Source organism: Alteromonas sp. K632G, assembly GCF_017653625.1.
GTDB classification, from domain to species: Bacteria; Pseudomonadota; Gammaproteobacteria; order Enterobacterales; family Alteromonadaceae; genus Alteromonas; species Alteromonas naphthalenivorans.
On the sequence record NZ_JAGGDM010000013.1, the window covers coordinates 26649 to 50954 of the forward strand.

General features: G+C 44.6%; 20 protein-coding genes. 7 read left to right on the top strand and 13 right to left on the bottom strand.

Going from position 1 to position 24306, the window contains the following annotated elements; translation table 11 throughout:
- The first annotated feature begins 16 nt into the window (after positions 1-16).
- Complete coding sequence (locus J5X92_RS13345) at positions 17-712, top strand: DUF2982 domain-containing protein (protein ID WP_013785685.1); 696 nt, start codon at positions 17-19, stop codon at positions 710-712.
- Positions 713-723: 11 nt separating this feature from the next.
- Here J5X92_RS13345 and J5X92_RS13350 read toward each other — a convergent pair whose 3' ends face one another.
- Positions 724-3855, bottom strand: a complete 3132-nt coding sequence (locus J5X92_RS13350) for a hybrid sensor histidine kinase/response regulator (RefSeq protein ID WP_208805936.1) — start codon at positions 3853-3855, stop codon at positions 724-726.
- A gap of 294 nt (positions 3856-4149) precedes the next feature.
- Between J5X92_RS13350 and parC the strand changes: the two genes are divergently transcribed.
- From parC to J5X92_RS21445, 3 genes are read left to right on the top strand one after another with little or no spacing between them, the layout of a single operon-like run.
- Positions 4150-6456: a DNA topoisomerase IV subunit A gene (gene parC / locus J5X92_RS13355; RefSeq protein ID WP_126872958.1), complete on the top strand. Its 2307-nt coding sequence runs from the start codon at positions 4150-4152 to the stop codon at positions 6454-6456.
- A gap of 60 nt (positions 6457-6516) precedes the next feature.
- Positions 6517-7053, top strand: coding sequence for a heme NO-binding domain-containing protein (locus tag J5X92_RS13360; RefSeq protein WP_126872957.1), 537 nt, complete (start codon positions 6517-6519; stop codon positions 7051-7053).
- Between the two features lie 3 nt (positions 7054-7056).
- On the top strand, positions 7057-9228 hold the full coding sequence (locus J5X92_RS21445) for a bifunctional diguanylate cyclase/phosphodiesterase (RefSeq protein WP_126872956.1): 2172 nt from the start codon (positions 7057-7059) through the stop codon (positions 9226-9228).
- A 76-nt stretch (positions 9229-9304) separates the two neighbouring features.
- Here the strand turns inward: J5X92_RS21445 and J5X92_RS13370 are convergent, their stop codons facing one another.
- The 8 genes from J5X92_RS13370 to rpe form a co-directional block, all read right to left on the bottom strand.
- Positions 9305-10111: a DUF1338 domain-containing protein gene (locus J5X92_RS13370; protein WP_126872955.1), complete on the bottom strand. Its 807-nt coding sequence runs from the start codon at positions 10109-10111 to the stop codon at positions 9305-9307.
- Between the two features lie 58 nt (positions 10112-10169).
- On the bottom strand, positions 10170-11639 hold the full coding sequence (gene astD, locus J5X92_RS13375) for a succinylglutamate-semialdehyde dehydrogenase (protein ID WP_126872954.1): 1470 nt from the start codon (positions 11637-11639) through the stop codon (positions 10170-10172).
- A gap of 17 nt (positions 11640-11656) precedes the next feature.
- Complete coding sequence (gene astA, locus J5X92_RS13380) at positions 11657-12694, bottom strand: arginine N-succinyltransferase (protein ID WP_126872953.1); 1038 nt, start codon at positions 12692-12694, stop codon at positions 11657-11659.
- Positions 12695-12718: 24 nt separating this feature from the next.
- Positions 12719-13927, bottom strand: coding sequence for an aspartate aminotransferase family protein (locus J5X92_RS13385; RefSeq protein ID WP_126872952.1), 1209 nt, complete (start codon positions 13925-13927; stop codon positions 12719-12721).
- Positions 13928-14252: 325 nt separating this feature from the next.
- The gene (locus J5X92_RS13390; protein WP_126872951.1) at positions 14253-15419 is read right to left on the bottom strand and encodes an HDOD domain-containing protein; all 1167 of its coding nucleotides are present in this window, start codon (positions 15417-15419) and stop codon (positions 14253-14255) included.
- 231 nt (positions 15420-15650) lie between these two features.
- Positions 15651-16226, bottom strand: coding sequence for an aminodeoxychorismate/anthranilate synthase component II (locus J5X92_RS13395; RefSeq protein WP_013785675.1), 576 nt, complete (start codon positions 16224-16226; stop codon positions 15651-15653).
- A gap of 30 nt (positions 16227-16256) precedes the next feature.
- Positions 16257-17264, bottom strand: coding sequence for a tryptophan--tRNA ligase (gene trpS, locus J5X92_RS13400; protein ID WP_126872950.1), 1008 nt, complete (start codon positions 17262-17264; stop codon positions 16257-16259).
- A gap of 30 nt (positions 17265-17294) precedes the next feature.
- Positions 17295-17972: a ribulose-phosphate 3-epimerase gene (gene rpe / locus J5X92_RS13405; RefSeq protein ID WP_126872949.1), complete on the bottom strand. Its 678-nt coding sequence runs from the start codon at positions 17970-17972 to the stop codon at positions 17295-17297.
- A gap of 387 nt (positions 17973-18359) precedes the next feature.
- Here rpe and J5X92_RS13410 point away from each other — a divergent pair, with 387 nt between their 5' ends.
- The 3 genes from J5X92_RS13410 (at position 18360) to J5X92_RS13420 (ending at position 19803) form a co-directional block, all read left to right on the top strand.
- Positions 18360-19085: a TorF family putative porin gene (locus tag J5X92_RS13410; RefSeq protein ID WP_208805937.1), complete on the top strand. Its 726-nt coding sequence runs from the start codon at positions 18360-18362 to the stop codon at positions 19083-19085.
- Positions 19086-19278: 193 nt separating this feature from the next.
- The gene (locus J5X92_RS13415; protein WP_126872947.1) at positions 19279-19557 is read left to right on the top strand and encodes a hypothetical protein; all 279 of its coding nucleotides are present in this window, start codon (positions 19279-19281) and stop codon (positions 19555-19557) included.
- Positions 19558-19602: 45 nt separating this feature from the next.
- Complete coding sequence (locus tag J5X92_RS13420) at positions 19603-19803, top strand: DUF2970 domain-containing protein (RefSeq protein WP_013785669.1); 201 nt, start codon at positions 19603-19605, stop codon at positions 19801-19803.
- Here J5X92_RS13420 and J5X92_RS13425 read toward each other — a convergent pair whose 3' ends face one another.
- The 4 genes from J5X92_RS13425 to aroK form a co-directional block, all read right to left on the bottom strand.
- The gene (locus J5X92_RS13425; RefSeq protein ID WP_126872946.1) at positions 19804-20682 is read right to left on the bottom strand and encodes a Dam family site-specific DNA-(adenine-N6)-methyltransferase; all 879 of its coding nucleotides are present in this window, start codon (positions 20680-20682) and stop codon (positions 19804-19806) included. It abuts the gene before it with no gap.
- Positions 20683-20893: 211 nt separating this feature from the next.
- Positions 20894-22420 (bottom strand): SPOR domain-containing protein, encoded by a 1527-nt coding sequence (locus tag J5X92_RS13430; protein WP_208805938.1) that lies wholly within the window; start codon positions 22418-22420, stop codon positions 20894-20896.
- 88 nt (positions 22421-22508) lie between these two features.
- A complete protein-coding gene (gene aroB / locus J5X92_RS13435) occupies positions 22509-23576 on the bottom strand; it encodes a 3-dehydroquinate synthase (RefSeq protein WP_208805939.1) in 1068 nt (355 codons plus the stop codon).
- Positions 23577-23603: 27 nt separating this feature from the next.
- Positions 23604-24119, bottom strand: coding sequence for a shikimate kinase AroK (gene aroK, locus J5X92_RS13440; RefSeq protein ID WP_013785664.1), 516 nt, complete (start codon positions 24117-24119; stop codon positions 23604-23606).
- Positions 24120-24306: the final 187 nt, after the last annotated feature.

Consider the following 24306-nt stretch of genomic DNA (forward strand, 5'->3'; position numbering starts at 1 on the left):
TTGGTTGTGTACCTGTATGTCTGGCAATAACCCTGAACCTATTCTTATTCGAGCCGCGTCAAAAAGTAACGGTATAACCAGTATCGTTATTGGTTGCGCAGGGCTAGTGTTTGCAGCGCTTTGGTTTGTATTGCTCCCTGATTGGCTTTTCCTTGCGGGTATTTTGATCACCAGTGCCGCATTAGTTACTTTATTGGTGGGCTACTTTAAAATTCGAGAACCTGAATTCAGCCTAGAAATGACCACAGAAGTAATTACCTATCGCCACCGTTTAGGCAGCTGGCGGATACATTGGGAAAACTTACAGCGGGCAGACTGCCCGAGAGTACGACAAGGATTAGAGCATGTAGGGCTTGAAACCGTGGGGTTTAAATTAAAAGACTATACCGAGTTTCTAACCAGTATATCGCCACGTTTAGCCACCCATTTGCTTATGGAGCAGCGACCTTTGTTGCTGCATAACACCAATGAAGGGTGTGCAACGGGAAGTTGCTACGAAGAGTCTATGTTCGATGACAATCATTTCACCTTAAACAATGGCACAGTACTCACTGGGGTAAAAGCCATGTTGGCAAACCGTATGGCAGAGCTTCGCAAGCGCCTAGGCTATGACGTGTTTATTGCTACCTCTGACATAGATAGAACCCCAGAAGAATTTGCTGCGCTTATTTCTCAATGCCAAGCCGCCCGCAGAACCAATAAGGTTCAATAACCCATGTTAAGCTAGCCTGTGCGCGTCTGCCCTTCAGAGCAGACTCGCTCAATTTCATCAAGTAACAGCGGCAGATTCTCAGCAACTAGAAAATGTTGCCCTAGTTTAAGGGCGCTTTCGAGCTCATCTGCTAAGCTTTGCAATCGCGGGGCGCCTATATAACAGCATGCTCCGTGTAACTTATGAATTTCGAGTTTAAGCTCTGCGTAATCTTTTTTATTCCACAGCGCCTTCAAGGTCATCAGCATGTCCGGCGCCATAGTAATAAAGTCTTCAAGTAATTCTTTTGCTGCTTCATGGTTCTGGTGTGCGCGTTTTAGCGCAAGCTGCCAGTCTAAGGAAGGAAGTAATATGTGCCCAGGCTCAGCTGCATGGCACCACGAACGAATAAGGTCTACCAGAGAACCTATCTCAATGGGTTTGGGCAAATAGTCATCCATGCCCGAAGCGAGTAATCTTTCTTGCTCTTCTTTAAAGGCATGGGCGGTTACCGCAATAATAGGTGTGCCCATGTTCAGCGTCGTTTTTCTTATCGCTCGAGACGCTTGAAGCCCATCCATAATAGGCATTTGAACATCCATTAATATCAAGTCGAACTCTTGGGTTTGGCACTGATTAACCGCGTCTTCGCCACTGGTTGTGGTCACTAATGATATAGGTGAGTTATCAAGCCAGGTATGCAGTAACTTGAGGTTCATATCCATATCATCCACGGCTAGAATTCTTGCCGGTGGAAGGGAGTTCAACTTATCTTGAAGCGGATTTCTTGGTACCGCTTTCTTATTATTCACTAAGCCATCGAGCTTACTTAGCGTCATTGGCATGCGTATTTGAGTATGAAAGTGCTGAGATAAACTTGGGTATTGAGTAAAAGGCTCTGGGCCTGAATACCAAAGCACGCGCTTAGTGGCATTAAACTGTACAAAGCGGCTTAAGAACTCATCCCGCTTGTCCATTTTTGATACCGGCACGGTTGCCATAAAGAAATCAGTGGAAGATGACTGTAGCGATAGTCTGGAAAGGTAATCAATGGATTCAACCGTGGTAACGTTAGCACCCAGTTGCTTCAACATAGAGGCGCTGGCACGGCGTGTAGCCGGAATGGGGTCGAAGATAACCACATGTTTTCCATGCCACTCGGTATCAGCACTCAATGCATATTTCTGGCTTAAGTGATTGGTTCTGAGGGTAACCACGAAGGTGGAACCTTGTCTTGGCGTACTTTTGAGGGTTAAGTCGCCTCGCATGAGTCGAACTAGCTCTCGACTAATTACCAAGCCTAATCCTGTCCCTTGGTAGTTTCGGTTTATCGAGTCATCTACTTGAGAAAACGCATTAAAGAGTTTCTTTCTGTCCTGCCGGTTTATACCGATACCCGTATCTTCAACGGTGATTTCAATTTCATGAATTCCGTGCAAAAGCGGGCGGCCTTTAACTGCTAGGGTAATCGTACCGGAAGGGGTGAATTTTAAGGCGTTGCCAAGCAGGTTGTTCAAAATTTGCTTTATTCTGAACACATCACCTATTAACTTTTCTGGCAAGGGCGCTAGGTCGAAAACAAATTCTAACTTTTTAGAATGGGAAGACTTCGCCATAATTGTCACCATTTCTTCCAATAAAGTATTGGGTGAAAATGGTTGGTTGTTGATTTGCAGCTTACCGGCTTCAATCTTAGAGAAGTCTAAAACATCGTTCACTATAGTCAGCAAGTTATCAGCGGCAGTATTGATAATTCGCACTTGCTCTTGTTGATCAGACGGCAAAGAGGCATGGGTGAGTTCTCGGCTAAACCCTAGAATACCGTTAAGAGGCGTACGTATTTCATGGCTCATATTGGCAAGAAATTGCGATTTCACATTACTGGCTTTAATTGCGTCTTTACGGGCAATATCTAAGCGTGCGTTTTGCTCTTCAATGAGCTCCATATTATTGCGTAAATCATCGGTGGCTTGCTCAACCTCATGCTCAAGTTGGCTTCTACTTTTTTCCATTAGCGCGAAAGAAAACAGCCCAGATTCTAAAAATACACCCACTTGGAAACAGTAAGTGGTGAAGTCGTTTGAGGGGAGTACGCCAATTAAACTTAGCATGCCAATAATGGCACCAGAGGCCAGCATACCCCAAGCAAATATAAAGTATCGGGCAGGTTGGAAGCGGTTAATGAAGGCTTCAATACCGGCAAATATATAACTACAAATTGCGATTAGACCTACACCATAAACCAAGTTATTCTTCCAGATAGAAGGAAGCACCCCCAGAAAACAAACTACCCCAATAACCATTTGTACTGCCAATAACAAAACAATGACAGGATGTGCAGCCTTGGCGTTCTTTTTGGTCTCAAGAAAGCTCACGGTAAAAAAACCGGATGAGATACCTATGATCACAAATATCAGTTCAGTGTGGCCAACAAGCCAATAGGGTATTCCCCCTGAAAACAGCAGGTGGATATGGCCGCCCCAAATAAATTGCCAAAGAATAACGGCGCATATATAGCCCACGTAGGCAATAAGACTGCGCTCGCGAACCCCGAAATACAGCACAAGGTTATAGACCGCCAGTATCAGCAACCCCCCGTAAAACAAACCCCACATTAGGCTGTCCATTTGGAACGAACTGCTATGAACTGGCTCAGGTTGCACTCGTAGTGGCGTAATAAGACTTGATGATTGGCTTTCAACACGTATGAATAAATCTACCCGTTCAGCGTTGGCAAGCTTTACCCGTAATGTAGGAATGCGAAAAATTTGCTCTTTTTGAGATTTCCCCTGATGGCTTTGCTGCAATACTTCTCCATTTTTAACCAAATAGAAATCGACTTTGTCGAGTTGGCTAAAATTGATAGAAAATACCCAGTTCTCTTGGTTTGACACGTTGGAAAATGACGTTAATAACCACATTCCTTTATCTCTGAATCCAAAATTGGGATTACTATAGGGATGCATTCGAAAGTCGCTGCGCCGTCTACTCACATCGTTTATTGTGAGTGGCAGATTGGTTTCGTATAAATAGTACAGGGAGTCGGAGAGGTCTAAAGAAGCATCTTCATCGAAAAGTTGCTCAATATGCTGAGCGTGTGTTGATTGAGGGGCGATAAGCCAAAGTAATGCGCACAGCAGTGTAAAAATTCGAAACAAATACATCCTGAATAGCTTCTTAATCTTCTTCTATTCTTATTAAACCACTCTGGCGGACAATTGTACAAAAGATTGAGGCATTTACGTCTATCGCTATACTGAGTTAACCTAATAGTGATTATTGCACTAGCCCCTAGTTTGCCCCACAATAGAAACATTGAAGGCTTAATAAAAAGTCCTATTTTGTGGGTAAACACTTCCACATAAACACGCCGTTCGTTAACGCTGCTACCTGTTTAAATAAACTAAATGCTTGGCATTAACGCTGTATTGTGAAAATAACAAAACGAAAAAATTATCATGAGCGACGAGATTATTATTAACCGCGACGGTGTAGAACAACTGCCTTTAAGGCGCTTTACCGAAGACGCTTACTTAAACTATTCCATGTACGTCATCATGGACCGTGCCCTACCTCATATTGCTGACGGCCTAAAGCCCGTACAACGACGCATTATATACGCCATGTCTGACTTGGGACTGAGCGCTAATGCTAAGTACAAAAAATCAGCTAGAACGGTAGGGGATGTATTAGGTAAGTTTCATCCTCATGGAGATTCCGCGTGTTATGAAGCCATGGTATTGATGGCGCAGCCCTTTTCTTATCGCTACCCCTTGGTAGATGGGCAAGGAAACTGGGGAGCGCCAGACGACCCTAAATCTTTCGCTGCCATGCGATATACCGAGGCTAAACTTTCTCGTTTTTCAGAAGTTTTATTGGATGAATTAGGTCAAGGCACCGTCGATTGGACCCCCAATTTCGATGGCACATTAGAAGAGCCTTGTGTGCTACCCGCTCGTTTGCCGCATATCTTGCTTAATGGCGTTACCGGTATTGCTGTTGGTATGGCAACAGATATTCCACCACATAATGTGCGTGAATTGGCTTATGCCTGTGCCATGTTGCTCGACAACAGCAAAGCAGAGCTTAGCGATGTGCTAGAGCACGTTAATGGGCCAGATTATCCTACCGAAGCTGAAGTTATTACGCCTAAAGCTGATATTCGTAAACTTTACGAAACCGGCCGCGGCTCAATTAAAATGCGTGCGGTGTTCCACGAAGAAAATGGCGATATTGTTGTTACTGCGCTGCCTCACCAGGCATCAGGTGGTAAAATTTTAGAGCAAATCGCAGGGCAGATGCAGGCTAAAAAGCTGCCAATGGTTAGCGATTTACGCGACGAGTCAGATCACGAAAACCCTACCCGATTAATTATTACGCCGCGTTCAAACCGTATCGATACTGCCCAGTTAATGCAGCATTTGTTTGCGACTACCGATTTAGAAAAGAACTATCGCGTAAACCTAAACATGATTGGTTTGGATGGTCGTCCTAAGGTTAAAGATCTTCGAACTATCCTATCTGAATGGTTGGTTTACCGAAAAGAGACCGTTACCCGTCGTCTTCAGTACCGATTAGACAAAGTGCTGGCTCGTTTACATATTTTAGAAGGCTTGCTCATTGCCTTTTTGAATATCGATGAAGTTATCGAGATTATCCGTACCTACGAAAAACCCAAGCAAGAGTTAATCTCGCGGTTCTCGCTTAGCGATAAGCAGGCAGAAGCAATACTAGAATTAAAGCTTCGTCATTTAGCCAAGCTTGAAGAAATGAAAATTAAGGGCGAGCAAGACGAGTTGGCTGCAGAGCGTGACAAACTGCAAACCTTGCTAGGCTCAGATCGCCGCTTAAAAACCCTGATCAAGAAAGAAATTCTCGCCGATGCTGAAAAGTATGGTGATGATAGACGTTCACCCATTGTTGAGCGTGGCGAAGCGAAAGCATTGTCTGAAAAAGAACTCGTGCCAGCTGAATCAGTTACCGTGGTGTTATCAGAAAAAGGGTGGGCACGTTGCGCCAAAGGTCATGACATTGATGCAGAGGGATTAAGCTACAAAGCGGGTGATGGCTATCTATCAAGTGCAGAAGGGAAAAGTAATCAACCTGCGGTATTCATGGATACCTCGGGACGTACTTTCTCCTGTGATGCCCATGGATTGCCATCGGCGCGGAGTCAGGGGGAACCGCTGACAGGGCGTTTTGCCTTGGTAGGTGGTGAGTCGTTTGAACACGTTATTATGGCATCCGACGAGGCTAAGTTTTTGGTTGGCTCCGATGCTGGCTACGGCTTCGTAGGCACATTCAAAGATATGGTGAGCAAAAATAAGGCGGGGAAAGCATATCTTTCTTTGCCAAAGGCCGCCAAGGTAATGAAGCCTAAACCTGTCACTAACCCTGAGTCAGATTGGTGTTTAACCATCTCGAACGAGGGGCGTATGTTGCTGTTCCCACTTAAAGACTTGCCAAGCCTAGGTAAAGGAAAAGGGAATAAGCTGATTAATATTCCTGGTGCCAAAGCGCAATCCCGCGAAGAGTTTGTGACTGTATTGGCGGTAGTGCCTGATGGCGCTTCATTAAAAGTGACCGCGGGTAAACGTAATATGACCTTGTCTGCTTCAGATTTAGAACACTATTATGGAGAGCGAGGACGAAGAGGAAACAAGTTACCTCGAGGTTTACAGCGGGTGGATAGTGTTGAAGTGGTGCAAAATCAAAGCGCTTCAAGTGACGATAGTTCAGACGCCCAAGAGAATGATATTTCCTAAACAATGGTTGTCGTTGGGTGTGACTGAACTACACTATTATTAACTGTATAAGGAGACCGTATGTTAGGGATTGTATTTACTTCGCTCATAGACATGCTAGAAGAAAAGGTATCGCCTGAATTTGCTGACGAAGTGATTGTTGAAGCTGAGTTAACAAATGATGGAGCCTATACTGCGGTCGGCTATTACCCTTTTGAAGAAATGCAGAAAATATTAACTATCCTTACCGCGAAAACCGGTAAGTCGGTTAATGAACTGCTGTACGATTTTGGGGTTTATCTTTTTGGTAAGCTAGCGGCAGTACATGGCAATGTACTTGCAGACACGAAAGACATTTTACAGTTGCTAGAACACCTTGATGGTGACATTCATGTTCAAGTGCGCAAACTCTATCCAGATGCTGATTTGCCTAGGTTTACCGTTATATCTAGAACCGATAATAGTATGCGCTTGCGCTACTTCTCGGAACGAGAATTGTATCCCCTTGCTGAAGGGTTGATGGATGCAGCAGCTGCGTACTTCGATTGCACGCTAGAACGCGAAACTCATCAAATGTCATTCCCTCATACTTACGAATTTAGTATTCAGGTTGTGTAGCCGGTGGGCGCCGATCTAGATCCTCTAGAAGAAAAATTAAAAAGCTTAGAAAGGCGGCTTCAGCGTGAAAAAACAGCAAGAGAAAATGCAGAATCCTTGCTGTTGCTAAAAGCTGACGAGCTATACAATTCACTCCTTTTCAGTCAGCAATCCCAGAAAAAGTTAGAACTCGCATTATGGGCATCGCAAGAGTCGTTTTGGGATTGGCAGGCGAGCCACGACATCATTGATATTCGTGCGTTTTCACTTAATTCAGAAAGTGAGTCTACCTGGTCCGGAACCCCAATCGACTTAATGGCGTTAGTGCATGAAGGTGACTTGGAAAACTTACAGTTTCAATGGTCGATGGCGCTTCATGGTGGGCGCGAACGCATAGAACTTTCCTTTCGTATGAGCATACAAGGCCAGTTGCAGTGGGTGCGCCTAAGAGGGCGTGTACTTAAGCGTGGTAGTAGTGGTGAAGCCTTACAAATAGTGGGAACCACGAGAGATATAACGCAGCAAAGGGAAGCAGAGCAATCCTTTCAACTCATGGCATCAGCCTTTGCGAATTCTCGCGAACCCATGTTGGTATTATCTCCTAGCTTAAGCATAAACGAATGCAATGAGGCGTTTGTGAAGCTGGTGGGTGCGCCAGATAAAATGGCCTGTATCAATCTTAATCTTAATGATTTGTTGAAGGGTGAAAAGGTAAATACCAATAGCTTGGAGCATAAAAAACAGCTTAGGTTTGAGTCTGTTATTGTACCCAGAGTGGGGGAGAATACCGCGGTTGATATATCCGTATCGGTGTTTGACAATTACCTAGAAGCCTCATCATCGCTTATTGCCACTATGCGGGATATTAGTGAACGCAAACGCAATGAAGCTCGGTTAAAGCAACTTGCCCTGTACGATGAATTAACTGGGTTAAATAATCGCAGCGCCCTGCGTGATATTTTCCAACAACTTTTCGACAGCCACGGCGACTTTTTAGTCGTGTTCATCGACCTTGATGGTTTCAAGGCGATTAATGATACCGCGGGTCATGAGAAAGGCGATGTTGAGCTTCAGCGTGTTGCCGCATTGCTAACCGCTTCATTTGGTCCGTTTGGTGATGTGGCGCGGTGGGGAGGCGATGAGTTTATTGCGGTACTTTCAAGACAAAATATTGAATGGGCGGTGGAGAAATCCGAAGCGCTCATTCGGCTCATCGAAGAAGATGTTGTGGTAACTAAAAAGGTCGAATTGAAACTGTCCGCAAGTATCGGTATTGCCAAATTTCCCGAACACAATGACAGTATTGAAGGCGTTGTACAATGCGCAGATGCGGCAATGTATCACGCCAAAAAACTTGGTAAAGGCCAAGTGAATGTCTATGAGGATGGGCTTTATGAGAGAATGTCGCAACAGGTCAGTATGGTTAACGACTTGCGTAAAGCTATCGAAAATAACTTGCTCGATTATTATATTCAAGGCAAGTATGACTTACAGGGCAATTTGAAAGGCGGAGAAGTGCTTTGCAGGTGGATATCTGGTTTGCACGGTGTTGTACCTCCTCTGGTATTTATCCCCATCGCTGAAGCGCACGACCTTGACCGCCAGATTGGCGTGCAAGCGCTGGAAGCTGCATGTGACTACATTGCTATGATGGAAGCGCAGCAAGGGGAGAGCATTCCGCTTTCAATTAATATCAGTGTTAACCAAATGCTAGACACCGATTTCCCCGCCCAAGCCACGAAAATTTGTAATGATAGTTCGGTGCGAACCAACATGATTGAACTTGAACTCACCGAGTCTATTTTTATCCGTGATGAAAAAGCCGCGCTTGCCGCGCTAAATAGTCTGCGTGAAGTTGGCTTCCGCCTTTCACTTGACGATTTTGGCAGTGGCTTTTCTTCCTTAAGTTACCTTCGAAACTTTCATTTTGAAGTCGTTAAAGTGGACAGGAGCTTGGTTAAGGATATCCATAACAACAGTAAAGCGAATGCGCTTTTCTGTGGTTTGGTGGCCATGCTCAATAGGTTGCAGATTGAAATTGTGGTGGAAGGGGTAGAGCAGGAGTCTTACTTACCCTTTATGGAAAATGCTGACGTGAACCTCATGCAGGGTTTTTATTTCGATAAACCTATGCCTTATGATCAGTTCCTTGCAAGGCACACAAACGTGTCAGATACGTTCCCTAGCAGAAAATAAAAGGGCTTTCGCCCCTTTATTCATCGCATTTAAATTCTTTTTTGTTCAGACTGCGCCGATTCAACGCATCAAAACGTTAACTGGCGTTAGTGCTTTCAAATATCTTATCTGCGGAAGCTGCCACAAAGCCTTGGTAGCGTTTGCCATTAGGCATGTTATAGCGCTGAGCAAATTCGTAGAAACAACTTGGAATGGCAGCGGTCTCATCAGAAAAATTCACAGGAGCCCGATCGGCCATAGTAGACGACTGCGCTAAGAAGACCTCAGGCCCGCCTTTTATTTCGCCGCCAGAGGTGTTTAGCACAAAACCGGCTTCTTTAAGGCGCGCGTTTACATCTGAAAGCTCATCAGTTTGCCCTAAATGATTCACGCTAACTGTGAAGTGATTAGCGCGAAATCCCCATGCCGCTAACCACGCTGCATATTCTGATTCATTGAGCAGAGCATCGTAATCGGCTTTGCTGATATCCCAGTGACGGCCTGAATAAAGGAAGTTATCAGCAGTCACGACATTGGCATCCATTTGCGCTACAAGCTTTTGAATTATGGCCTGCGTATTGTCGGACAGTTCGTTCACTCTCAACTCGCTGATGAAGACTTTTGGTTTTGTGTCATCAGGGTGTTCGAAATGCTTGGCGGTTAGCTTCTTCGCTTCGAAATTATAATTACCCATTTCGGTATATCCGAGGGCAAGAAAGTGAGCGGCCAATTTTTCAAGCGCAGTTTTATCTAATGCAAAGGTTCTAAAAGCAACATGGTCGTTAACAATGTTATTTGTGCTTTCTTCATCCGCAAGCAGGGCATGAATTTTGTGAGCTGAAGGGGTAATTGCAACATAATCGTCCCACATATTGGCAAAGAGCGTATCGATATTGTTATGCATGGGGTGTGTCCTATAAATAAAGCCGCTATTGATAGCGGCTTTGTCTGTATTGGTTTATTTAAAGTGTTAGGCCAGGGCTTAACTTGCCCGGCAAGGTCACTTTTTCAAGCTCTACCGAGGCGACAGGGAATGCGCAATAATCGGCGGCATAAAATGCACTGGCGCGATGGTTTCCACTTTCACCAATGCCACCAAACGGTGCTGCACTGCTTGCACCCGTAATAGGGCGATTCCAGTTAACAATGCCTGCACGAATACGTGCAAAAAAGTAACGGTAGTCTTCTTCGTTATCAGCTAGCAATCCTGCTGATAAGCCAAAGCTGGTATTGTTCGCCTCTTCAATTGCACTATCAAAGTCGGTGTAGCGAATAACCTTAAGCAATGGGCCGAAGTGCTCTTCATCAGGCAATTTAGATAGCATGTCAGTGACATCAATAATACCTGGGGTGGCGAAACCCTTTTGGGGATCAGGCTGTTCTAATCGCAACAACACCTTGCCGCCTAGAGCTTCAAGTTCTTGCTGCGCTTTAACCATAGATGCTGCAGCATTGGCTGAAATCATTGCGCCCATGAAAGGCTGATCTTCTGCGTCATAGTCATCAATTTTGATGTTTTTAGTGACTTCAAGAAGACGGGCTAATGTGGCATCACCTTGTGCATTGGCAGGCAAAAACAAACGGCGTGCACAGGTGCAGCGTTGTCCCGACGTAATAAAGGCCGACTGCACGATATCGTGAACCGCACCATCAATATCGGCTACGTCTTTCACTATTAACGGATTATTTCCGCCCATTTCAAGGGCCAAAATTTTACCTGGATGACCCGCAAACTGTTCGTGTAAAATTTTGCCCGTACGTGAACTTCCGGTAAAGAATAACCCATCAATACCATTGTGTGACGCTAGCGCTTTACCGGTTTCAACTTCACCTTGTACTAAATTTAGTACGCCAGCTGGTAAGCCTGCTTGTTCCCATAGTTTAACCATTTCTTCGGCAACCATAGGGGTCAAGTCGCTTGGTTTAAATACCACGGTATTACCTGCAATAAGCGCAGGTACAATGTGACCATTGGGTAAGTGACCAGGGAAATTATACGGGCCGAATACGGCTACAACACCATGGGCTTTATGGCGAATGAAGGCTTTACCTACAGGCATAGGGTTTTCCACATTGCCGGTACGTTCGAAATATGCTTTTTCAGAAATAGCAATTTTACCCATCATGGCGCCCACTTCTGTGGCCGTTTCCCACTCAGGTTTGCCGGTTTCTTTTGCCATCACTTTAGCTAGGTGCGCTTTCGCTTCGCCTAGCTTTTCGCCGTATACCTTAATAATGCTTAAACGTTCTTCAACCGTCATCATTCCCCATGCAGGGGCAGCGGCACGAGCGGCTTTCACTGCTAAGTCAATTTGACTAGGAGAGGCTGACTTACCTTCCCAAATAACTTGGTTTTTAGCGGGGTCGATTGAGGCTAGGTTGTGCCCTTCACCGGTCACCCATTGACCGTCGATAAAGTGTGTATGTAACATAAAAAAGTGTCCTTCAATTAGTCTCTGAATTTTACAGGTGCAAGACGAACATGGTCGCCCTCCTGCACATTCAGAGCGGCTGCAGCCTGACGCGAAAGCACGGCAATATTTTGCTCTTCGTTAACCCCTATTTCGGTGGCTACCGCGCGAAAGTCTGCAACAGAGGTGTTAATGATGTAGTGGGTTTGGCCTTGTGCCGCCGCCGCGTCATCAATAACAATTGGCATTTTTAAGCTAGACTGTGCTGTTCGGATATGACTGAGATTGGCCTCTACCGTAGGACCTGCATCAAAAATATCGACGTAACCGCGACAGCTAAATCCCTCACCTTCAAGTAGCTGCAGGGCAGGGCGGGTTTTGTCATGAACCTGACCAATAACCGCTTGTGCTTCTTTACTTAATAGATTGACGTAAATAGGGTATTTAGGCATCAGTTCTGCAATAAACACCTTATTACCAATACCGGTTAAGTAGTCGGCAGTAGGAAAGTCCATTGAGAAAAAGTGGGTTTCAAGCCATTCCCAAAAAGGCGAACGGCCTTCTTCATCACTTACACCACGCATTTCGGCAATAATCGTTTCAGAGAAGCGTTCACGGTGCTCCATCATAAATAAGAAGCGTACTTTCGAGAGAAAACGCCCGTTTATTCCGCCTCGGGCTTGTTCTCTTAAAAACAGCGTACAAATCTCAGTAACCCCAGTGTAGTCATTACAAAAGGTCAGAATTTCAACCGTATTGTGAATGTTTAACTCTCGAGAGGCATGTACCACTTTACTCAAGTGATAGTGGTAAAACGCATCATCAATGCCTACGGCGGCTTCAATACCTGAAGTGCCCACTACTTCGCCGGTGGTCGTATCTTCCATAACAAACAGGTACGACTCATCACCGGGTTGGGTCACGTTAGCTTTGGTGAAAGCTTCTTGCGCACGGTCGACTTTTCTATGCAGCAGATCATCGTTAACCGGCAACGAGGTAAACCCAATACCTGATTCTACTGCAATGTCGTACAAAGCCTGGTAATCAGCTTGTGTAATAGGGCGAATTATATTCATGTTCGCTACTCGCTAAATTGGCGTTTATTCGGCGTTCACAACAGCGGCAACGGCACGTTCAAAGCGGGCTAGACCTTCTTTAATATCTTCATCAGGAATAACCAAAGAAGGAGCAAAACGAATAACGTTAGCGCCAGCAATTAAACACATAAGGTGTTCTTTTGTTGCGGCCATCATAAAGTCGCGAGCGCGGCCTTGGTATTTTTCGTTTAACGCGCAGCCAAGCAACATACCTTGCCCACGTACTTCAGAAAATACCTCGTACTTGTCGTTGATGGCTGTTAAAAGCTCACGATACAAGGCTTCTTTGTGTAGCACGCCTTCAAGTACTTCAGGCTGGTTAACAATATCAAAGGCTTTTTCAGCTACAGCGCAGGCTAGTGGATTACCGCCGTAGGTACTTCCATGCGTACCTGCTTTTAAATGCGCGGCAATGTCAGTAGTGGTTAGCATAGCGCCAATAGGGAAGCCACCGCCTAACGATTTTGCGGTAGTTAAAATGTCAGGTGTCACATCTAAGCCCATATAGGCATACAGGTGACCAGTACGGCCAACACCCGATTGCACTTCATCAAAAATGAGCAAGGCATTGTGCTTATCACACAACTCACGCACGCCTTTGATAAATTCAATATCAGGAGAGATGATTCCGCCTTCGCCTTGAAGGGGTTCCATCATAACGGCACATGTGTTGTCTGAGATTAATGCTTCGAAAGCGGCTAAATCGTTATAGTCGCAATGCTCAACAGCACCAGGCTTAGGACCAAAACCATCTGAATATGCGGCCTGTCCGCCAACGGTTACGGTAAAGAAAGTACGGCCGTGGAACCCTTTGTTGAAGGCAATAATTTGGTTTTTATCTTCACCGTAGTTATCTAATGCGAAACGACGTGCTAATTTTAATGCGGCTTCATTGGCTTCTGCGCCTGAGTTAGCAAAGTACACTTTCTCTGCAAACGTGGCATTGACCAGTTTAGAGGCTAAGCGAAGGGCTGGCTCATTGGTGAATACGTTACTCAAGTGCCACAACTTACTGCCTTGTTCGTTAAGCGCCTTAACGAGTTCAGGGTGACAATGACCTAGTACGTTCACGGCAATACCGCCAGCGAAGTCGATGTACTCAGCACCATCTTGATCCCATACACGCGAACCTTCTCCGCGTACGGGTACCATGCCCGCAGGATTGTAGTTAGGCACCATCACTTCATCAAACGTTGCGCGAGTTACTGTCATTTTTGTTACCTCTGTTTTAAGCGCCCGTGTCGGTACAATAGACCTCGAGCAGGCGGAAAAATAAACGAAATTACCGGAGAGTATGCCATTTTTTTAAGGAGTTGTCTTGTTTGTGAATGGCTGCAGCCCTTTATATACAAGGACTCTGGCTTAATTTGCAGGAAAAGTGAATAACTATTTACTACTAAGCCATATTGTTTAGGAATAGTGTAATTAAAAGGTGAATTAGGTGTGTAATCTCACAGCCAGAGCGCGTTGATCTGGCGTGGGTCAAATGAGGGTAAAAGGAGATATTTGGCTAATTTGCATGAATATCCACAAAAAATTAGCTGTTTTCTTCCTCCCTTGATAAAGGAAGGGTGAAAATATCAACAGATCTTAGTTTTTCCAATGCACCTGATGGATATTCTTGTTCTTTAATCATTGGTTTTACCTCTGCCACTTCAACCATACGTGATTGATGCAGCATTCTTACCTTCGAATAGGTGCGAGCTTGATGTAGAAGCTTAGACATGGAGCCTACTTCACAGGGCTCTCTGTTGACACATTGACGCATCGCATCACCAATAAATAAGCGTTTCAACATCATGTTTTCAATAAGGTCGGCGGATAATGCATCAGCATATTCATCTTGTAATGCAATTAGGTAATTCGCCGATGGTGCCAGCTTTAATAAAGCTTCATGACGCATGCGCTCTTTGTCTTTTTGGCTTTCGGTCAATAGGTGAAGCTGCACCTTATCAAACAACTTGAAGTACAAGCGGATGATGGCACAGCGACCTAATTGACTGAGCATACCAAAACTATAAGCCTGAACCGGGTTAAGCTTATAGTGCGGCGCGAGGTGCCTAGCGGATACCGCCGTGCCGTGCGCAAACTGAGTGAGTTTAAGTTTAATGCAAGGGTACGGGTCGGTTACCTGAGGCATGGCACGTTTTACAATAAGAGAAGGAATAAGCAGGCGTAAATTCTCAATGCCTAAGAAGCTAAGTGCCGTTCTGAAAGTTTCCACCACGATTACCCTACCTTTGGAGTCTCGTCTTCTAAAAGCCGGAGAGTTCACGACTTGCATCAACTCGTCATAAAGCCAAGGTAAGTTAGCTGCAATAGGTTCTAGTTTTGATACCGATGCGGCGCGTACCGAGAGCGCATCGAGTAATGCACCAGTGTCGTCACTTAAATTCAATGTGTTGTTGAATACGTCTGAGGTAAACGATAACTGCTCGGTAAGCTCACCTAATAACACTTCATGTAAGTAATGGTTAACTGTTTCGGTATATGAGGCATCAGACTGCGCTTTTAGGCGCTTATTCTCAATAGCGACTTTTTCTACGTGAAGTAATTGTCTGCGGGCGTCACCTTGTTCAGATTGTTCAAAGCTGATTTCACCAGGACCACGCTTTCCCAGCATTTTCATCGCAAGCTCTGGAGAAATTAATAGGCTCTCAAAGCGCTCATCGATAGGCGGCGGGGTCGATGCTGGGGTCGTCATCTCAAAGTAGCTCCTGCTAAGTAACTGTTCGTGCGTCTGTTCATAGATGCCGTGCATTGGGTCGCCCTACTTCCTAAATATACTACTTACAAAGGCGCTTTGTTGATTAACCTATAAAAAGTAAACAAAAACAACGCCAAATGCGAATAACTGCAGAACTTTTTTATCGGCAGGAAGCCATATAGCTTAAGTTTATTCTGAACCCTTGGCAGAATAAATAAGACTGACGGCCTAAGCATTTAGAAAAGCATTTAAAATATCGTGACCATACTCGGTTAGTAAGGATTCAGGGTGAAATTGTACACCCCAGATAGGGAGTGCGTTATGAGAGATTCCCATAATCTCTTTTTCCCCATCATCAGTCACGCACCACGCATCTATATTTAAAACGTTAGGGAAGTGGTTTTCATCAAGCACCAATGAGTGATAGCGAGTTACCGCGTAACCTTGTTCAAACCCATTAAACAGGCCTCGGTTTTTATGAAAGAGCGCAGAGGTTTTGCCGTGCTTAATTTCTTTTGCACCGATAACAGAAGCACCAAAAACCTGGCCGATGGCTTGATGGCCTAAGCACACACCAAGTAAAGGAATTTTCCCAGCGAAGTGCTTAATCGCCTCTACGCTAATTCCTGACTCATTAGGTGTACAGGGCCCGGGTGAAATCACTAAATGACTTGGCGATAAGGCTTCTATATCGGCAATGCTTAGGGCGTTATTTCTCACCACTTTAACGCAAGCACCTAATTCAGTAAGGTAACGGGCTAGATTGTGAGTAAATGAATCGAAATTATCAATTAACAGCAACACGGCAATCTAACCTGTTCAATGCAACACTAATTAAGGCTTTGGAATAAAACCAACGGCTTCATACACCTTTTTAAGGGTTTCTTCTGCGCGGGCTGATGCTTTTTCAGCGCCATTTCGCATAACATCGTTTAAGTAGTCACGATTCGTACGAATATCGGCATAGCGTTGCTGAATTGGCTCTAGTAGTCCCACTACCGCTTCTGCTACGTCACCCTTCAAGTGACCATACATTTTATCTTCGTAAGCGGGAACCAGCTCATCTATCGTCTTACCTGTCGACAGCGACAGTAAAGTAAGTAGGTTCGATACCCCTGGCTTTTCCTGTGGATTGAAGTAAATGTCAGCTTGCTCGTCTGAATCGGTTACCGCGCGTTTAATTTTCTTAGTAATCTTTTTAGGATCTTCAAGCAAACCAATAAAGTTATTTGGGTTAACGTCAGACTTCGACATCTTCTTTTCAGGCTCTTGTAGGCTCATGATACGAGCGCCGAACTCAGGGATATGAGGCTCAGGTACGCGCAATATTTCGCCGTACAAGTTATTCACACGATTTGCGATATCACGGGTAAGCTCAAGGTGTTGTTTTTGGTCATCACCAACAGGTACTTTGTCTGCTTGGTACATTAAAATATCTGCGGCCATTAATACCGGATAACCGTATAAGCCAACATTAATATTATTCTCGTTTTTTGCCGACTTATCTTTAAATTGTGTCATGCGATTTAGTTCACCCATTTGGGTGTAACAATTTAGCACCCATGAAAGCTGGGCGTGCTGAGGCACGTGAGACTGCAAAAATAATGTGCTTTTCTCTGGATCAATACCGCAGGCAAGGTATAGAGCTAGTCCATCAAGCGAGGCCTCAAACAATTGCTTAGGATCTTGCCTAACCGTAATGGCGTGCAAATCTACCAACATATATAGGCAATCATGATCGTCTTGCATGGAAACCCACTGTTTAAGCGCACCCATGTAGTTACCAAGGGTAAGTTGTCCAGAAGGCTGACAGCCACTTAATACAATAGGCTTGTTACTCATAATGTGTACCTGTACGTTAACGTTGTTTAGTTACGCCTTAGAAAGACGAGATAATTCACTGCGCATGTCATCAATAACTGCGCGATAATCTGGCTCGGAAAAAATAGCTGAACCGGCTACAAACATATCAGCGCCAGCTTCCGCAATGGCGCGAATGTTATCGACTTTTACGCCGCCGTCAATTTCTATTCTTATATCGTGACCGCTTTGTAACACTCGTTGCTTAACGGCGCGCACTTTATCTAAAGTGCTAGGAATAAACTTTTGCCCACCAAAGCCCGGATTGACCGACATAATAAGGATATGGTGTAACTTGTCCATGACATGATCCAGATAATGCAAAGGCGTGGCAGGGTTAAAGACTAAGCCAGGTTTACACCCTGCATCAATAATAAGCTGTAGTGAGCGGTCGATATGCTCTGATGCTTCAGGGTGAAAACTAATATAAGTGGCACCGGCATCGGCAAATTTTTCGATTAAGTCATCAACCGGTTTCACCATCAGATGCACATCAATAGGTGCAGTAATGCCATATTTTCTTAAAGCCTCGCAGATCATAGGGCCAAATGTGAGGTTGGGCACATAGTGATTATCCATTACATCAAAATGAACCACATCGGCACCTGCGCTCAGTACGTTCTCTACCTCTTCTCCTAGCCGGGCAAAATCGGCAGACAGAATTGAGGGTGCAATCAAAAATGGTTTCATCGGTTTTCCCTATTTACGAGGCAATGCACGTGCTAAAAGGTGAAGTTTACCGAAAGTTAGCAGTTGAAAACAGCGCTGATTGCATTCGATGACGTGTTACAGATAAGTAAATATTAGGGGGGTAAAAGATTAAATTAATTGCACGCTATTGGTGAGGTTGCATTTTTTTGGTGCATTTCTGTGCACTCATCTTAGCCGTTAAATTCTTTTTGTTTAAGTGTTTTTATTTTAAATTAATATAAATCAAGTGCTTATGCGTTTTTTGCAAGTGCTGGTATATGTGCAATAAGTGGGCATCACTCTTGCGTAATCCAACTCTAATATAAGAAAAATCAAGACAGAAAAATTAATTAAAACAAGTTTTGGAACTTCACGGAGAACACACACATGAAATTATCTACTAAAAGCACATTGCTTGCTGCTGCAGTATCGTCTGCATGCCTATTTACTGCGCTACCTAGTTACGCAGAAGTTACAGCTAACGCTGGCGCGACAAGTAACTACATTTGGCGTGGTCTAACGCAAACAATGAATGAAGCTGCCGTTCAGGGCGGAATTGACTACGCACACGAAAGTGGCTTTTACGCAGGTACTTGGGCATCAAACGTGAAATACGGTTCAGATGATAATTACTCGTACGAACACGATATGTATTTTGGATTCTCTGGTGAGTCTAACGATATCTCCTACGACTTCGGTTACCTTTATTACAACTATGATGCTGCAGCAAACTTTGACTTCGCTGAAGTATACGGCTCTGTTGGTATGGGTGGTTTAAGTCTGACCCTTTCTGTTCTTGCTCATACCGAAGCGGATGAAGCTGATAACCGTGATTACGGTTTTGGTGAAGCGACTTATGTTTCTCTTGATTATGGTTTAGAAGTACTAAATGGTTCGGAACTAGGTTTCCACGTTGGTTACCACCAAGGTGATTTTGCGGAAGATTTCAACGGTGTAGTTGGCGGTTACGCAGATTGGGGTGTGTCTATTGCGAAAGATGGATTTAGCTTCGCAGTAACCGGTACTGATTTAGATGACAGTGGTGATGCAGATTCGTTAGATAACGATGCAGTTAAGTTCACTGTTGCTTACAGCATGGACTTCGAACTGTAAGTTTAAAATGACCTCGAAAACAATAGATTAGTTGTTTCGAATGTCTGAATCTAAAAGCCTGATACTTATGTGTCAGGCTTTTTTTACTGATGAAGTTAGTATTAATATTCATCATTATTGAATATTATCTTGTGACTAATAAGGTTTTATTTATAATGAAGTTCAAAGCAAAATAGCGTAAGGAGTGTTCAGGATGAAAGTACTTCCATTTTATGCAGTATGCGGCATTGTTGCGCTAGTTAGTGTAGCGGTCTATCCACGTTCGGGCTCGGAAGCCTCGGTGTGCGAGTTTCAACCTTCTTCTCGTTTTAACCCTAAGTTACCTGCTAGCCATGTGCAAAATCAGTGTGCCAGAGACAGAGACGGCGTTACTGAAGTCAGTTGGCTGTCTTGGATAGCGGGAAAATCGCCTTCATTTCAGTTCCATTTTCTCGACTTGCTTGAGCTACTTCATGATGATGACAGTAAGTAAGACTGCAAGTAGCATGACAATTCCCCAACAAAAGACTTATCAGTAATGAGTCAACAACCGGGTACCGGCTTCTGGTCAGTGCTTATGAGTGTTGTCGCGGGTGTGTTCGGTGTACAAAGCCATAAAAACTACGAGCGTGATTTCACGAAAGGAACTTTTGTTAGTTTTCTGATCATTGGCATAATTTTAGTTGCCATGATGGTGGTCTCTTTAATGATGTTTGTGAAGTGGCTCACCGGTTACTAATTATTTTTTCGCTACCATACTTTTGCGTTGATTTCGTTTTGGCTTTTTTACTACTGTGCTAGGCGGGAAATACGCCAAAATTTCATCTACAGGCTTTCTAGTAGCACCATTTTGACTAATGGAGCGCTTTACCGACAACATGCTGAAGTCTGCGCCCTTATACAAGGAGCGGGTAAGTGGCAAGTCGTGATTAGACACCAATACGGGGATCCCCCGCTTTTTTGCTGATCGCATCGCGAGTTCAGCTAACTTTTCTTGCGCGTCTTGCCCAAAACTGCGTGCCGCATAACTCGTAAACGCAGCTGTTTTACTGATAGGCGCGTAGGGTGGGTCACAATAAATGACATTTCCACGGCGAGCACGAGTAAATACTTTTTCAAAGGGTAAACAAGTGAACGTGGCTTTTTGCGCTTTTTCTGCAAACACAAACATTTCATGCTCAGGAAAGTAAGGCTTTTTATAGCGCCCAAAAGGGACGTTGAACCTGCCCGCTAAACTATAGCGACATAATCCATTGTACCCATGCCTATTGAGGTATAGAAACAAAATAGCTCGGTAGTACTCGTCTTCGGTTGCATTAAATTCTTCTCGCAATGCATAGTACATTTTCTCATCGTTACGCTCGCCGTTAAAGAAACTGCGTGCGTCGTGGATGATGGCATCGGGCTGAACTTTTAAGAAGTTGTACAAGTTTATAAGGTCAGGGTTGATGTCGTTCAGCAAATACCGCTTATACTGAGTGTTCAGAAACACTGACCCCGCGCCTACAAACGGTTCAATAAGTTTGTTTGCTTGAGGTAACCTTGCCTGAATATGCTCTACTAGGCTGTACTTGCCACCGGCCCATTTTAAAAAGGCCCGGTTTTTCTTCTGCATCATGCGTAAACGTTACTACCTGCACGGAATATAGACGGTTGTCAATCCGGTACTCGCCGAGTTTGGCGTAATTCTGGGGAGTGGCGTTGCAATTACTTCGCAATACCACGCTAAAGATAGATTGTATCTTTCCTCATACGATGGAACAACCATGAAACGTAAAGCTGACGGCTTTTCTTTTGTTTGAAGTCAGTACAATGGGCACAACGTACTATTATTCGCCAGCTACCAGTGCCATTTCGTCTAGAATTTGCTGCCCACGTTTAATGAACGCTTCGTTCTTAGTCGGGTAATCGGGCAACGCGGACAGCGCTGCTCGAGCTTCTGTTAATGAGCGAAATGGTTGATGAAAAACAACTACATGCCAATCACCGCCATACCGCGTAGTCACATACTGTCGGGTCACGGCATACAAGTTATGTTGAGCAATAAATTGGCGAACCACGCTTTTATCTTTAATGCCTACCATTTGAATCACAAAGTCGTTGGGTAAAACCATGTCAGGGCGTAAAATTTCTGCGCTAGTGGCGGTAACACCTTCACGGGTTGTCCCATCATCGCTTAATGGTTGCTCTTGCACCGTTGCGCTACTTTGTTGAACCGAGGGGGCTTGCGGCGGGGCTTGATTTGTTGCGGGCGTAGATGCACTGCTATCAGTCGCGTTCGAAGGTGCGCTATTAGCCACTTCACGGGCGACTACTGATTGTCGAGGCTCTTGGTTGCTGCTTTGCTTTGTTGTACCCACTACTGGCGATGCCGGCACAACAGGGCTACTTTTAACTGCGAGGTCTGTCACAGAGCCATTAGCGGTGTCAGTGCTGCCTGCCAAGGTGTTATTTGTTACATCGCCATTAAGCGAAGAAACGGCCCCTTTCCAGTCAGTCACCAGTTCTACATTGCTCTCATTATCTGACGTTGGCGCGTTAGGCTGCTCAACGTGGTTGTCTGCGACTTTGCTAAAAGCAGAGCCTGGTACCACAATTTCAGCCTCAGAAGGCTTAGGTTGTTGTTCAATAGGTGAAAATAATGACGATATTGAATCACCATACTGCCAGGTAACCAACCCGCCAAAAGTTAATAAGAATACTAAGGCAATCGCAATATAAAACCCCGTAGAAGTAAGTGGATTAGACGGGGCAGTTTCCATAGGAAGGTTTCGTTTATCAAGATGAGCTTGAAACGCTTCTCTGCGCTGGGAAATCATCCTATCTAATTCAGAGCCTTGGGGCTTTGAACCTTGAAGGTTTGAAGAAATGGACTGGCTACTAATAAGCAATGGCGTATCGGTATTTTTGGCTGGAAGCCATTTTTTAGCATTTTCAGCCCACTTGGTTGTGGCAAATAGTAATACGTTCAAATGCTGCTTGTTACCTGCAAAGCGGCTTTGTAACACCAAATCCCATAATTCTTGAAGCAGTTTGTCGGGCATGTGCTCGGCTTGCGTGATAGCAATGAGGACTGGACCCTCATGGTTATTTAGCGCGGATAAAAGTTCGTTAAGAGGGCGTACGAAACTGCCGACTACTTGACCTAACAACTGACGGCACAACTGACCACGGTAGTCAGAAATTTCCATATTGGATTCAGCGGTTAAATACGCTATCTCAGTATCGTCATGCTGCTGGTAGACGAAGGCTTCAAGGGTTTGCTGTTGCTCTGCAATAGAGTCGCCGCTGACAAAAACCAGTTGAGAGGAATAATTAACTAAATACTCAAGACGTTCATGCAATTCACTGTGCATGCGCAATAACCCCATAAAGCCCGATACATGTGTAAAGGGCTAGCAAAGAAAACGAATGTTGGTGTTAGTTAGGTGTGCCAGTAAATGGCTAGCGTAGAATTTCAGTAAGCATATCGTCAGTCACATCTTTAGTGACGACAGCATTGCCCATATTCTTAGGAAGCACAAAACGAATATTACCGGCTTCTACTTTTTTGTCGCGCTTCATATGCTTAACATAATCTGCTTTACTCATTGTGCTAGGCCCTTCCACTGGAAGTGAAAATGCCTCAAAGAGTGATCGTACGCGACGAGTTTCTGACGCTGTAAACCAACCTAACTGCTCTGCAGCTACACAAGCAATTATAGTACCAGCTGACACTGCTTCGCCATGTAACCAGTTGCCGTAGCCTTGTTCAGCTTCAATTGCGTGACCAAACGTGTGACCCAAGTTCAAAATAGCTCTTAGTCCGCCTTCACGTTCATCTTTAGCGACCACTTCTGCTTTAATTTCACAGCAGCGTTTAATGGCAACATTAAGGGTTGATTCATCTAGCTGCTTTAGTGCTTGCTCATTCGCTTCAAGCCAAGAGAAAAAGGCTTCATCATAAATGATGCCGTATTTTATGACTTCCGCCATACCAGCAGAGAATTCACGGGGAGGTAGCGTAGACAGTGATTGTGTATCAATAGCGACTAAAATTGGCTGATAAAATGCGCCAATCATGTTTTTGCCTAGAGGATGATTAACCGCAGTTTTACCACCCACAGAAGAATCTACTTGTGAAAGTAGGGTAGTGGGCACTTGAATAAAGGGTACGCCACGTTGATATGTTGCAGCCACGAAACCACACAAGTCGCCAATAACCCCACCACCTAATGCTATTAGGGTGGTATCTCGAGCCGCGTTGAGCTCAAGTAAGCGGGTCATGACTACCTCGAATTGCTCAAGGTTTTTATATTGTTCACCGTCAGGCAATACAATGGTTTCAATTTGCTTACTACCACATGCCGCTTTCACGGTATCAAGGTATAGAGGCGCAACGGTTTCGTTGGTAACAATAACCGCTAACGGACCTTTTATATAAGGCACAAAAAGGCCAGGCTGCTTAAGCAACCCGGCCTCAATATGTATAGGATAGCTACGTTCGCCAAGTTCCACAGTTAAGGTTGACATGGGCGTAGCACCTCCTAATTATTTTATTTATAAACCGATTTTACTAATGATCTGATTTGCCACTGCGCGAGCAGATTGGTCATCAGTATCAACTACATAATCTGCAACTTCTTCGTAAAGAGGATTACGCAAATCTGCAAGATCGCGAAGTACTTGCTCCGGATCGTTGTTTTGAAGCAAAGGGCGACGCTTATCGCGCTGTGTTCGAGCAACTTGCTTATCAATCGTAGTTTGCAAGTAAACAACAATGCCTCGTGCAGACAAACGATTACGAACTGCTTTGGTTACAATTGAACCGCCACCAGTGGCAAGCACGATACCCTGCTTGTCTGTTAAATCATTGATGATGTTTTCTTCACGCGCACGGAATCCATCTTCGCCTTCAAGGTCGAAGATCCAGGCGATATCAGCACCAGAACGGCGCTCAATTTCCTGATCGGAGTCATAAAAATCCAGGTGAAGTTCGTCTGCCAGGTGTCTACCGATGGTGCTTTTGCCAGCACCCATTGGGCCAACCAAAAAGATATTACGTTTTTCAGCCATATTTGCTTATATCACAACTTTATCATGTTAGGGGCATGCACTGTTGCCTTACCAGCCTACCCATTGACTCGTGCTTATTTAATGTCCAATAAGCACTACTCCTTTAACCTCGCTAAAATTTCGAGACCGCGATTATCTCAGTTTCTAACAAGCCCTTGCAAGTATTGTTGAAAACAATTAGCACTAT